At 61.0% G+C, this 13321-nt stretch carries 10 protein-coding genes; 1 reads left to right on the top strand and 9 read right to left on the bottom strand.

Going from position 1 to position 13321, the window contains the following annotated elements:
- Positions 1-28 precede the first annotated feature (28 nt).
- Positions 29-625, top strand: coding sequence for a TetR/AcrR family transcriptional regulator (locus tag AACY42_RS17640; RefSeq protein ID WP_339481253.1), 597 nt, complete (start codon positions 29-31; stop codon positions 623-625).
- Between the two features lie 324 nt (positions 626-949).
- Here AACY42_RS17640 and AACY42_RS17635 read toward each other — a convergent pair whose 3' ends face one another.
- From AACY42_RS17635 to AACY42_RS17595, 9 genes are all read right to left on the bottom strand, one after another.
- Complete coding sequence (locus AACY42_RS17635) at positions 950-2005, bottom strand: hypothetical protein (protein WP_339481251.1); 1056 nt, start codon at positions 2003-2005, stop codon at positions 950-952.
- 32 nt (positions 2006-2037) lie between these two features.
- Positions 2038-3855, bottom strand: coding sequence for a hypothetical protein (locus tag AACY42_RS17630; protein ID WP_339481249.1), 1818 nt, complete (start codon positions 3853-3855; stop codon positions 2038-2040).
- 3 nt (positions 3856-3858) lie between these two features.
- Positions 3859-5163, bottom strand: a complete 1305-nt coding sequence (locus AACY42_RS17625) for a hypothetical protein (RefSeq protein ID WP_339481248.1) — start codon at positions 5161-5163, stop codon at positions 3859-3861.
- 19 nt (positions 5164-5182) lie between these two features.
- Positions 5183-6103, bottom strand: coding sequence for a hypothetical protein (locus AACY42_RS17620; RefSeq protein WP_339481247.1), 921 nt, complete (start codon positions 6101-6103; stop codon positions 5183-5185).
- 117 nt (positions 6104-6220) lie between these two features.
- Positions 6221-8605, bottom strand: coding sequence for a hypothetical protein (locus AACY42_RS17615; protein ID WP_339481245.1), 2385 nt, complete (start codon positions 8603-8605; stop codon positions 6221-6223).
- A gap of 10 nt (positions 8606-8615) precedes the next feature.
- On the bottom strand, positions 8616-9758 hold the full coding sequence (locus AACY42_RS17610) for a hypothetical protein (RefSeq protein WP_258690999.1): 1143 nt from the start codon (positions 9756-9758) through the stop codon (positions 8616-8618).
- Positions 9737-11182 carry an alkaline phosphatase family protein gene (locus tag AACY42_RS17605; protein WP_339481243.1) on the bottom strand — a complete coding sequence of 482 codons (1446 nt, stop codon included), beginning with the start codon at positions 11180-11182 and terminating at the stop codon, positions 9737-9739. The genes AACY42_RS17610 and AACY42_RS17605 overlap by 22 nt, the downstream gene beginning before the upstream one ends.
- Entirely contained in the window at positions 11172-12401 is a 1230-nt protein-coding gene (gene eboE, locus AACY42_RS17600; RefSeq protein WP_339481241.1) for a metabolite traffic protein EboE, read from the bottom strand. The genes AACY42_RS17605 and eboE overlap by 11 nt, the downstream gene beginning before the upstream one ends.
- Positions 12398-13282, bottom strand: coding sequence for a TatD family hydrolase (locus AACY42_RS17595; protein WP_339481239.1), 885 nt, complete (start codon positions 13280-13282; stop codon positions 12398-12400). Before AACY42_RS17595 ends, eboE begins: the two co-directional genes overlap by 4 nt.
- Between the last annotated feature and the right edge of the window lie 39 nt (positions 13283-13321).

The following is a 13321-nucleotide window of genomic DNA, read 5'->3' as shown; positions in this document are numbered from 1 at the left end:
ATCTTGTTTGGCCAAAGGAGCCGAGGGCGTGATTAAAAAGAGACTAGGTCGAGAAGAGAGCCAGCAAGTAACAAGAGATAAATTGTTCGACACAGCCACTGAGCTGATGATTCGGAAGGGCTTTCATGCCGCCAGCGTCAACGTTATTTCCGAAGAGGCGGGCTTTTCCAAAGGCGCTTTTTTTTCAAATTTTTCAAGTAAATCGGACTTGCTGCTGCAATTGACTCAACGCTTCAAGCGAGTTGAGATCGACCGACTGAGTACGACCTTGGCATCGGGATATTCGGCGGAGCAGTTGAGCCACGGCTTGAATGCCTATATCGACACGCTGAAGAACAATACCCGCTGTGCGATCCTCGATGCCGAGTTGCAATTGATCGCCTTGCGCGATGAAGAATTCTCGCCGCATTACTACGACTTGCATGAGGAAAACAGCGAGGCCTTGGGCCAGTTGATTACCATCATATTCAATCATGCCGGCAAAAAGCCGCCGCTGGCCTGCGCCGCGCTTGCCAAAACCTTCACTGCCCTGGCGGAAGGCCTGATATTGCAAGGGCATAAAGACCCAGCTGTTGAAATCAAGCTGGTGTTGAACTCGCTCATCCAGACTGCAGAACCCCTGTAGTCCTCCGCTAGCCTTGCTGATGGACCAGCGACGGGTGTCCAGCATCTGGTTCGCTAATACCGCTGCCTGGATCGACGGTCCCATGAATCGATATTGACCGTACAACTGTCATCGTGAGCAAGCTCGCTTCCACGTTTTTTGGGGGCGGCTGCAAGATTTTCGTCCATCGCCAATCCCCCTGTGGGAGCCAACCTGCTCGCGAAAGCGGTGTAGGTGGTTGCGTTACTGGCGTCGGACCGTGCCAGCTGTATCGGTTGTCATGGCGAATGGTGGCGTGATGGTCAGCGCTGGCTGACGCAAGCAAAAACGGCCTTGAGTGTTTGTTCAGAGTTGCACCCGCCGAAGTCTGCCGTTTAACGGCACCACGCTTCCATCTGGCGTAGGCAGTGGCCGCCCGACCAGCCCCATGCCTTCGCTGACCAGTACCGCGTCGGGTAACAGGCACAGGTTGGAAGGGGTATCCAGGTCGCGGGCGAGCACGGTGACCTGGGCTGTCAGCAAGTCGCAGCTCAGCAGTCGTCCACTGAAGCGGGTAAAGCCGCCATGCAGGGGTTCGCCGTTCCAGTCGGGGAGCAGCGGTTGTTGCAGGCGCTCGCAGAGTTCCAGCACCAGCAGTTGGCCGTTGGGGCGCAGCGCCAGCCCGGTGGGCAGTTGCAGGCCTCGAATCAGGATGTCGATCCTGGCGTTGGCGGGCCAGACCCGGATCACCTGGCCGGCTTTCTCGGCAAAGTCGATGCCCTTGCGGCTCGGGTCGCTGTGCAGTTCGCCCGAGAACAGGCTGATCAGCACGGCGTCTGTCGCCGGTTCGTACACCAGGGTAACGGGAACGGCTTCCTGGCCTTGATCCAGTTCGGGCAGTTGGACCAGCACACGCTCTTGCTGGCCTGTGACGAACTCCACCAACTGATTGGTATCGGGCTTGACGGCCAGCCAACTGCGGCGGGTCGGGTGGTAGCACAGCGCATTCAGGTTGCCACGGCTATGAAAGACCGGTTCGGGCGGTGTGAATTGCAGGTCCAGCAGTTTGGAGCCCGTGATGTAATCGGTCTGGCTGACCAGGCAGCGTCCGTCACCACAGGCAATGTCCGACACCCCCATGATTTCATCGCGCAGCATGCGCGCCTGCATGTTCATCGCGCGAAACCCTTGCGCCAGGGTTTCGCGGGGCAGGTAGGCGCCGGGTCGCTGCGGATCCGGTCGCAGTCGACTGATACGGCCGCTGAAGGGTTGGTCGGGCAATCCCGAGCCTGCTTCGGTGAGCAGCAGGCTGCCGTCGGCTTGCAGGCAGAGGCCGCGAGGGTTGAGCAGGTCCTCGGCGACAAAGGTGCTGGGGCGCAGGCTTTCCCCGGGGTGTGCGGGGATCTGAAGGGGAACGGGCATAGGCTCTCTCCGTGAATGAGCAGGGGATACGGTCATTGCGGCGGTTGCCACGGTTCACCGGTGAGATAGGCCCGCAGCAACGCCCGTTGGCAGGGCGACATCGAGCGCACCACCGGCATGAACAGCGTGGTGCCTTTGTAGGCGTCCGAGGTGCGGGCGAGGATGGGGTTCTTGGCGCCCATGATGGCGTCGGGCTGATTCAGCGGGATATAGCGCGACATGGCGGGGAACGCCAGGTAGTGAAAGCGCAGGACGTTGGGGTACATCAGCGGCCAGGTGATAGTGGTGCCCTGGGGAATGCCGAAGTCGGTCTGGGCGTACTTGCGAAAGTTGGTGAAGTAAGCGCTGCTGTCGAGGCCGTTGGCCGTGCAGGTCAGGGCGACGAAGCCGGCCTGGGCGGCGCTGCCCGGTTTGACGGTGACGGGGAAGCTGGCTGAAAGCTGGCCGGCGCTGACCGTCAGCGAGTCAGGGTAGTCGAGGAAGTCCCAGTACTGCGGTTCTTTGTACGTGGGAGGATCCGCTGCCGGGATTGCCTTCAGGCCGATTTCGGTGGGGCTGGGGACCGCCCCACCCAGGTACCTGACCTGCAAGGTGATCGACAGACCGTTGGGGTAGTCCTCCAAGTAGACGTTGCGCTGGTCGGCATAGATCCGATAGGTCGACTCAGTGGCTTGCAACGTGGTCCCGGCGACCTTGCCCGGTGCGTTGATCGCCAAGGCAGAGGTCCGTACTGCCTGTAGCTGGTCGGCGGTCAGGGGCAGGTCGACGATGCCGCCATACACGTAGTAGTCGAATAAAAAGCGGCTGGTCGGCTCCAGGGTCATCAGGGGGGTGGCGCCGGCGCTGATGGTCACGGTCCCGTAATTGGCGTTGGGTCCGATCGGGCTGGTGATGTCGTCCCTGACGGCCCGGAAGGTTTCCTTCGGAATGACATTCACCATGTCGATGCTCAGGTAACCGGTGTTGTCCAGGTCGGCATAGCCGGCATTGCCCGTGCTCTGGTTGACCAGTTGCCGGCCCGGCTGGCAGTTCAACGGCTCGTCGGCGAAGGCCGGGGCCAGTGTACCGATGACCCGACCGATGCTCGGGTTGGGCGTGTACCGGCCGGCGGCATAGTCAGCGTCCAGTTGTTCGGTGGTCATCGCGGGGCACATTTCGAACATGACGAAACGCAGGACGATGCCCGTCGCCCCCGGTGCCTGGATGATCGAGCGCAGGCCGCTGCTGTTCTGGTTCCAACTGACAATGCTGCTCAAGGGAAAGGTCAGTTGAAAGGTGCCGCTGGCGTGGAAAGAGCCCGGCGCGTCCATTTTTTTCGGCAGCAGCACACGTCCCGCCACGTCGAAACTGCTGCACACGGTGTTGCTGCGGATCAGCAGTTGGATGTTGTCGTTGCCACCGATTTGCAGGCCGCCGACGAAGATTTGGGTGGTCGTCGAGGCGGTGGGGTCCAAGTCCACCATCATCGGGCCGGAAACGGGCCCCTGGCCGGTCACCGGGTCCACCGAGCCGAGCAAATAGACGGCCTGGCCCACCAGGTCGCCGGTGGTGTTGATGCTGCCGGGGATGCCCTGGGAGCTGATCAGGGCATTCTGCATGTCGACGACATGCTGCCCGTAGTGATTCCAGCCACCGGCGGTGTAGTAGTTGCCGGCGGGAGCATTGATCATGTTGTTCAACTGGTCATCGGTGTAGGGCTCGGCGCCCGGTGCCAGGGTCGAGGTGGTCAGGTCGAAGAGCGGCCAGTCATCGTTGCCATCGTAAGGAATGGTCGGGGAGTTGTTCGGCAGGCTGACGTCGGTGCGGATGCCGCCCCAGAAGTTCAGCCGTGGTCCGTTCAGGATGCTCATGAGTTATTCCTCGTCCTTGATGGTGTTGCCGACAGGCGCATTGGCGAATTTGAACAGGTAGGAGTAATCGGATTTGTAGGGGCTCTTGACCGGTGTCGCCATGGAGTGGCAGTTCATGCAACTGCTGTTGGGCTGGATGTAGCTTTCCATGGTCACGTTGGCCGACAGGGCGGGGGTCGGCTGGCCCAGCGGGTTGCTGGGGTTGTCCGGCATCAGCGGGCGCTGGGTGGTGATGAGTTGGTAGTACTTCAACACGCTGCGTTGCAGGTCCGGGTCGCTGCGGTAGCGGGCGTTGACCTCGTTGGTGATCTCGGCGATCGGGGTGTACCGGTTCAATGGGTTCGGGGTCTGGAAAGTGGTGCCAGGTTTGGGCACGCAGACCAGGTGCGCACCCTGGGTCTGCCAGTCGCAGGGCGACTGGTTGAGGGTGGCTGGCGGGGCGCTGGCGTTGAAGTAGGAATAGGCCGTGCCGGAGGCCGGCTGGTCGGCCCACACACCGTTCACCAGTGCTTTGGGCGCAACGTTGTCGATCTGCTCGAAGGTCGACCAGATCCACTGCGGATAGCCGTTCACCTTGGTGATGAGGTGCAGCCCCACCAGGCCCAGGTAGGCCTCGGTGACGCCGGTGCGCTGGCCTTGGTCGTCGAACGTGGCCACGCGCGCCAACATGGTCAGGTAGTGGCTGGCATTGTCGTTGGGGGTGAGGATGCGCCAGCTCGATTTGACCTCGATGACCCCGTAGGGAAAGTTGATGTTGTTGGCTTTGGAAACCACATCGGCGTTATAGAACTGGTTGGCGACGATGTAGTTGTAGGAGGTCTCGTTGGCCGAGATGTCGTAGTAGGTCGGGTTGCCGGCCTGGTCGATCAGCCAACCGCCGACGGCCTGGTCGACGGCATTTACCAGGGAGCTGTTCTTCAGCGCGGCGATGTTGATGATGCCCAGACTCTTGGCAAGCTGCGGGGTGTTCCAGGGCCCTGGATCGGCCCCCAGTGGCAGGAAGGTTTCTTCCACGGTTTTGTAGGTCTGCCAGACGGTGTAGCCAGGGTCCCCCGGTTGTTTGCTGCAGTCGGGATCACCGCGCTGCCCCGCCTGGGCGGGCCAGTTCACGGCGATGAACAGCTGCCAGCTGTACTGATCGAACAGATCCTGGCTGGCGTTGGCCGCCGGCGCGGTGCTGGGCGGTTGGCAATTCAGGCTGGTGGCCTGCGCCTGTCGCAAGGCGTGTTCCTGGGATTGCTCCAGGGCCAGGGCCGGAAGAGTGGCTAAACCCAGTAGTACCAGGGTGAAACGCACTGAAGTGTTCATGGCGATCCCTCGTCATTGGTCAGGGTTTGCGCTGCATGAGCTTGTTCCACTGCGCCTTTTGCCCGTTGCTCTGTGAAGCCGGTGGCTCGAACAACTGGCAGGGTGGTGGATTCGCCGGGCACATCGCGGCCACCTGCGCCCAGGTCTGGGCCGGGTCCGGTTTGGCGGTGCGGAAGTTGGTGTAGTTCTGGCTGACGATGGGGGCATTGGCGACGCTGGTGTCACCGGAGAAAAAGAACGATTGGGGTTGCCGGTAGGGCGGGTGCCCCAACATCTTTTTGTAGAAGGCATAACCGAACAGGATCGGACCCTGCGGCGATTGGAGGTCCAGCGCGTAGGCCTGCACGCTACCGTTGAGGTTTTTGCTGCGCTCGGCACTGTAGGGTAGGTGCTGGATGAAGTTTTGCCGCGGCGGATGATTCATCGGCGAGAACATGCAGCAGGCCGGCATGTCCTTGGGGCGATCCTGCGGGTAGGTCAGGAAGTACGCTTTGTTGCCCAGGGACACGAAGGAGCAGGTGTAGTTGTTGTTCTTGATCGGGAAGATCGGCAGGCAGTACTTCTCATAGTGCTCCATCATCGCACCGAAGCCGTCGCCATCGGCCGGGATATAGGCCGTGTCGTAGTAGCTGGTCCCTTGGGAGACGGTGTAGTCCGCCGGGGTCAGGGTGGAGGGCGGATTGCTATAGGGCGGCGGGTTTTTTTCGTAGTTGTGCATCACCCGGTACATGGTCCAATCGCTGATCCAGAACGCCGGGAAAAAAGGATCGGAAGGGTCGCCCGGGGCGCGCTTGGCGATGCAGTTGCCATTCTGTTCGTTGCAGCCCTCGGTGTTGTGCACCCCCATGGTGAAGTACACCGCGCCGCTGTCCTCGGCGAACAGAGGTGGGCTGAACAGCAGGATCAACAGCAACAACCGGTTCAAGAGACTGGTTTTCATAGGTCATTCCTTTGAAAAGTACCAAGTGACACTGTGTGCGAGTCGGTGGGAGCAAGCTCAGCTCCCACCGACTCGCTCCCACAGTGGTTTATCCTCCTGGGATGAACAGCGTTACGGTCAGAGGTTGTCGTAATCGCTCATCTTGAGTTGTTGTGGCGGGTAGTTGCGCTTCACCAGCTTCTTGGCCCACAGCTCCAATACCGCACGACGGCTCTGGGACATGTCACGGGTGATGGGCATCGAGAGCGTGCTTTCCTCCTGGTAGGGCTTGCTGATCAGCACAATCAACTGGTCGATGGCGCCTTCGACACGTGCCTGGGAGTTGAGCGGCATGTACTTGTTCATGATCGGGTACAGGTAATAGAAGGTCTGCAGGATGCGTGGGTAGAGGAAGCCCTCCCACAGCTGCGTGGCGGCGTTCTGATCCTTGTAGACGGTGTTCCAGTAGTTGATGAAGTCCTGTTGCAGCTGCAGGTCCAAGGGCAGGACACGGAGCGGCGTGAGGAAGTCGATGTAGGCTTGGGGCAGGGGAAAGCTGAAGGGAATGACCGGATCGCTGGTGCCTTCCTTGACGAAAAAGCGCAAGGTCGGGAAGCCCGGGGCCACGGCCCTGAAGCTCACCTGGGCGATGCCGTTGGCGTCGGTCGTAGTCGTTACATAGGAGTAATCCACCGGGGTGGCGTGGACGTCGTCGCTCAGGGTTCCGGTGGCGTAGACGCCGGCATCGAATGCCAGGCAAGGGTGCAAGTCGATCGTGACCGGTTTGCCGTCGCCCTGCAGGAATTGCTGATAACCGATCGGGTCTCCACTGGACTGATCCGTATTCTGCAGCGCGGTCAGTCGGCGGCCGCTGCCTTCGGCCAGATAGTTTTGTACGGGCGGCGCGTTATTGAAGTTCGGCAGATTGGCCTTGTTCAGGTTGGGGTCGTTCGGGTGGTCGAAGAACAGCGTGAAATTGGCCGCGTTGCTGGAGGCCAGGTAGTAGTCGCTGGTGGTCACCATGTAGGGGTTACCATATTCCGCCACCCACAGCGTGGTATTGGCCGCCGGCTGACCATTTTTCTGCACCATGATGGTCAGTGTCTTGTGGTCGCCCACGTCGATGAAACTGCCGCTCTCCACCACTTCGGCGGTCCAGGTCTGTTGGGTGGCGGCGATCACCGGTGTCGGGGCGGCTGTGGGCTTCAGTCGCAGCTCCAATGGATGACCTGGTTGTAGTTTCGTCAGGTCCGCGTCGCTGAGGGGGAAGTCCTGCAGGCCGGAGCGTTTGTCGAAGGCTGCCTGGTTATATCGGTCGAAACCGAAGTCCACGACCGGCGTGAATTGATCACCCTCGCGTACACCCAGTTGATAGTCGCCGGCCTGGAATTTTTCGGCGGTCAGGATGGGGGCATCGGGCTCTACCGGATAGAACGGGAACGTGTTGGCCAGATCCAGCGACAGGGTGTTGCCGGTAATCTGCACCGAAGTCACGCCCAGTGTGGCGTTTTGGGGAGCCCCGCCTGGTTGAACAACAGATACGGCCTTCGCGGGCACCAGGCGCAGGCCGGCGGGGGCGGTCGGGTATTCGTCGGCGAACCAGAGGCCCAGGGTCGCGGCGGTGCGGCTGTAGGCGGGGTTGAAGAAAATGCCGGAAACGTTGTCCAGGCCCTTCTGATACATCGCTTGCAGACGAGCCGTATCCGAGGGGGCATTGGAACGGGTGTTGACGTACGGGAAGTCGTTGAAAACACCGTTCCTGTCGTAGCAGGTCAGGTAGGTGGAGAACCTGAACATCAGGCCCTTCGCCCCTTGCAGCTTCATCTGCTGCTGGAGGTTACTCAGCAGCGCCGAATCGCCGATGACCCATTCCAGGTTTTCCTGGGGAAAGCAGGACTGCCAGGTGGTGGTGACATACACCAGGCCACCGAAGGCGCCCCAATTGAAATTCAGGAACCGGTCCATCATCCGATACTGGCGATTGAGGGTCAGGCCACAGGTGGTATCCCCCAGCATCAGCTTGTCGAAGTACAACGCGGTGAAGGTGTTCTGCCACGGGCTGACGTCCACGAAGCGCGCGGCAGTCGGAGCGTTGCTGCCAAAGGGATTGCCGAGCAGCTGGTAGTCCCTGCCAACCAACGCATCCTCGGTGATGTAGGTGTTGGCCTGCAGCTCGCCGCCAATGATCGTTGAGCGAGTACCTTTGTAGCTCACCGTGCCGCAGGCGTTGTCGCCAAACAGATCCCATTCGGCGGGCATGTACGGGTAGGTTTTCGGGTTGGCATTGGTCGGTACCTGCAGCATATAGGCCGGCAGCTCGGCCATTGTCAGGGGCTTGATGGCCCAGGGCATCAGTAGGGTGGGGGCGTTCGCGGCGTTGATGTCGAAGTGGCTCATGAACGGCCAGTTGATGTCCGCGTTGACCGCGTCATACAGCGGATACACGTCATTGTTATTGGCCGTTGGCGGGTTCCAGAACATATGGCCGTTGAGGTAGATACGGGGGAAATTCAATACGCTCATGTCATGCTCCTTAGCGTTGCCACTGGGCGCGTTTCAGCGACCAGACAAAGTCCAGTTTTTTGTAGCCATCGAATGCCGAGGGCGGCAGCGGGGTGGTGGGATAGACGATGCCGCCCCCCTGGTTCAGAGCGAAATTGAAGTAGCCTTTGTCGTTCGAGTAAGCGGCGGTGCCGTGGCAGGCCAGGCAGGACGAGGTGTTCTGGAACGCCGATTCCAGTTGTGAGTTGGCCAGTACCTGGGTGATGGGTTGGAACTCGACCCCGATCAACTCGTACTTCGACAGGTTCCGATTGTTGGCCTGGAAGCTGGCATTCACCGGCTTGGCGGCCGGGGTCGGCCCCGTGGTGTTGGTCATCGGCGCAGGCGGGGCGGCATTGGTGACGGTGTATTTACTGTTGTTGATGTTTTCGAAGGTGGTCCAGACCCAGTCGGCATTCAGTTTGTTGACGACATGCAGGCCGCTCAATGCCACATAGCCGACCTGGTAAGTACCGTCGTCCTGCCGGTAGTAGGCCTGGGCAATGTAGTAGCCGTCGTTCACCAGGGTTTGTCGGTAGGTCGTGTCCGTGCCGATCCACAGCCACGCGGCTTTCAACTCCCAGGCGGTGGGGGGGAAGTCCAGGTCGTTGGCCAGGGCGGCCTGGCCATTCATGTTGTAGACCTGCTTCTTCACGACGTAATCGAACGTGTCCTTGCCCATCAGCAACTGAAAGCGTACCGGATGGCCTTGTTGGGGATCGGGCACGGCACCGCCCATTTGCAGGATCAGGCCATCGACCTGTTGGGTGGCATTGATGTTATGGAAGGATCGGGACAGGTCCATGCCTTGTGCCTTGGCTTGCGTCACCACCGCGTCCGGGAGCGGCGCGGAGCTGTCATAGGTGCCCGGTGGAGCGCCGTTGGGCAGGTAGACCTGGTCCGAGGGCTTCATCATCTCCCACACGAGATTGCTGCTTTGCGCGGTACTGGGTTGGTTCAAGCAGACGAACCAGTTCCAGGCCATGGTCTCGGGGCTCTGGGCAAACGCGGTCCGAGTCTGGTTGATGTCTGCTCCAAACTGCAGGAAGTTACTGCAATCGAAGTTGTTGGTGTCCTGTGCCTGGGCCAAACCGGCCAGGGCACTGAGAACAGTTATGGAAATGGCTCGCCGCATGGAAGCTCCTTGGCATTCGCCGTATCGGCATGAGGGTGCCCCCGGAAGTGTTCCAGGAGCAGTTGCTTCACCGCCGTGACCGCAAGGTGCTGCGGCAACGCCAGATCACAATTGGTGATGAGCAGCGGGCCGGTTTTCTCGCTTATGGGCAGCCGTCCGTGGCTGCCGCGGACCAGGCGGGTGTCCAGCGGAATCAGGTCCATGTAGTAGCGAAAGCCGAGCTTTTTCTGAAGCAGGCGGCGCGCCACTTTCAATGTCGGGAAGCGAATGGCCGGGTCGATGAACAGCTCGAGCGGGTCGTAGCCTGGCTTGCGATGGATGTCCACGGTGCGGGCAAAGTCGGGGGCCTTGCGCTCGTCGAACCAGTAGTAGTAATCGAACCAGTAACCGGCGGCGGCCACGGCCACCAGCTCGCCGCTACGGGGGTGATCCAGTTGCCAGGCCTGTTGTTCGGCTTTATCCAGTACCTGCTCGATGCCGGTCTGGCGTTGCAACAGCGCCTTGACCCGAGGGATGTCGTGCGCCTGTTTCACGTAGATGTGCGCGACCTGATGATCGGCCACGGCAAACGCGGCACTGGCACCGGGGTCGAGCAACTCCCAGGTCAGCGATTGACGTACCTGCAACAAGCCTTCGGCGCGCAATAACCGGTTGATGGAGATAGATTGGGAGACGGCTTCGATCCCGTATTCAGACAGCAGCATCACCGCCGCGCCTTGCGCTTGGGCAAAGGCCAGCAGACGCCCGACTTCGCTGTCGATGGCGCGTACCTCGTCGGCAATCGCCGGGTGATCGGGCCCCAGGCGTTGCAGGCTGTAGTCGAGGTGGGGCAGGTAGATCAATTGCAGGTCGGGACGGTTGAGCTGGAATTCGGCGATGGCACAATCGACGATCCAGCGACTTGAGGCGATGCCGGCCGCCGGTCCCCAGAAGCTCGGAAAGGGAAACTCGCCAATCTGCTGTTCGATACGCTCATGCAACGAGGCCGGCGCCGAATACAGGCCGAACATCTTGCGGCCATCAGCCGGGTAATGCGGCCGTGGGGTAATGGCGGCGTCCACGTCGGCATACATGTTGTACCACCAGAACAACTGGCTGCAGCGAAACCCGGGGTACTGACGCTTGAGGGTCTGCCAGACCTTTTCCCCCTGGATCAGTGCATTGGGTTGCAGCCAGAAACGTACCTCGGCCTGATCGCGAAAATACCAGCCGTTGCCAACGATGCCGTGTTCCGATGGTGGCTGTCCGGTAAGGATCGAAGCCTGCACGGTCGAGGTGACCGCCGGGAACACCGGTTGCAGCGTGGCCATCTTGGCCGTTTTCAACAGCGCATTGATGCAGGGTGTCGCGGGACCCAACAGCGCGGGCGTCAGGCCGACCACGTTGATCAGCAGCAGCGGCTGGCGCACAGGATCAGCGCGCATGGGCACGAACCTCCAGCGCTTGAGGTTGCAGCAAGCGGCGTTGCTGCAACTGATCCTCGACCCAATGCAACTCCGCCGCGATGCCCTGGAGTTGGGCGTGCTCGGTCGTGGGCCGTAGCTGGCTGGGCAGGACGCCCCAGCTGTAGGTTTCCACTTCCAGTACGGGGCGAACATCCCCATGGTCGGCCAAAAATTCGAACGTCTGCGCCAGGGCAAGCTGGCTGCCGCTGAGTTCGGGCAGCAGCAGGTGTTCGCTGAACAGCGGAATGTGGAAGTGAATCCTCAGTTCGGGATGAGAGGCGCGGCGCTGCTCACAATCATCCAGGGCCGCGGGGAGGTCCGCCCAGGCCGACAACCGGTCCCGCCCATCGCGGGCCTTCACTTGATGCAGGTAGGTGGGCTCGGCAAAGCTGCTCAACGTTTTGAGCACCTGTTCGCGCCTGTGCTCGTCCTCAGGCAGATGACAAATCAGTGCATTGGATAACTGGATCTTGCCGATGGGGACCTGGGCCTGACGCAATCGGTCCAGTGATTGATAGCAGTCTTCGAACATCACGGCCTGGTGGCAAACGTCAAAGCACAGCGCCAGGTGTTCATGGTGCGGGTCCGTGGCTTGCCAGTGGCGGAAGAAGGCGATGGCCTGGTCGGTGTTTTCCAGCACGCAATCGGGCTCCATTTCCAGGCAGACCACGATCTTCTTGCCCGTCTCCCGCTGTAGACGCGCCAGCGCGGTGGTGAGCTCGCGCAGTTGGTGCTCGGCACGTTGCTGTAGCGTCGGGCTCCAGTGGGCGGAATAGCCTAGCGGCAGGCTGGAGATCACCCCCTGGGCACAGTCCGCTGGCAGGGCCTGGGCGAGAAATCGAGCCAGGTCCAGGCTGTACGCCAGCCGCTGCGGATCGGCCCAGTTGGGCAGGTAGACGTCGGCTTTCACCGCGCCTTGGTGAAATTGGCCGTAGGGGAACCCATTGAGTGATGTCAGGCGCAGTCCGCTGCGTTGCAGCAGGTCGAGGAAATCCGCGCGGGCCGGCGCTTGTTGGAGTTCGGCGGCGGCGCGGGCGCTGATCCACAAGCCACTGTCCTGGGTGTCGAGCCCGCGCAATGTGCGTACGGTCTGGAAATGCCGTTCGACGGATGCGCGCAGCCCGCCCAGGTCATGGGTCGGGTGCACGTTGCTGCAATAGCCGATCTGCATGGCCGTCCAACCCGTGCGGGCACTCATTTGATCACCGGTTCCTGGCCGCGCAGGGCGGAGTTGTCCTGCCACTGTCGCCGTTGATCGATGGGCAGGGGCGTGCTGACCAGGGTTTTGTCCAACTGGCCGCTCTGGGCGAAAAAGTCCACCGGGTTGTGGAACAGCACTTGTTCGACTTGCGCTTCACTGAAGCCTGCGACCAGCATCACCTGGCCGGTCTTGGGCACTTTGAGCGGGTCGCTGATGCCCCAGTCGGCGGCGCTGTTGACCACCATTTTTTCCGTGCCGTACTGCTGCAGCAGCGCGACCATGCGCTGTTCCGACATCTTGGTATTGGGGTAGATGGAGTGGCCGCGCCAGCAGTCGCTGTCCAGCACCAGGGGCAGCGTCAGTTCGTTGAGGTGGTCAATGATCACCAGGTGCTCGGCAATGCCGACCTCGCGGATGACCGCAAGCGTGCGCTTGGTGCCACCAATCTTGTCGCGGTGCGGGGTGTGTACCAGCACCGGCAGATTGAATTGCTTGGCCAGCTCCAATTGGGCGGCGAGAAAGCGATCCTCTTCCGGGGTGATGTCGTCGTAGCCGATTTCACCGACCGCCACCACGCCGTCTTTCACCAGGTAGCGCGGCAGAATCTCCAGCACCTCATTGGCCACCGACAGGTCATTGGCCTCCTTGGGGTTCAGGCCAATGGTGCAGAAGTGATGGATGCCAAACATGCTGGCGCGAAAACGCTCCCAGCCCAGCAAGGTGTCGAAATAGTCAATGAAGCTGCCGACGCTGGTCCTGGCCTGACCCTGCCAGAAGGCCGGCTCGATCACCCCGGTGATGCCGGCGGCCGCCATGTTCTGGTAATCGTCAGTGGTACGGCTGACCATATGGATATGCGGGTCGAAGTACTTGAGCATGGTGAATCCTCGTCAAAAAAAGCGGGGGACGGTTGGGCA

The organism is Pseudomonas sp. RL_5y_Pfl2_73 (assembly GCF_963970515.1).
Taxonomy (GTDB): Bacteria; Pseudomonadota; Gammaproteobacteria; order Pseudomonadales; family Pseudomonadaceae; genus Aquipseudomonas.
The sequence above is the reverse complement of the archived record's forward strand: the minus strand, read 5'-3'. Positions and strand labels throughout refer to the sequence as shown.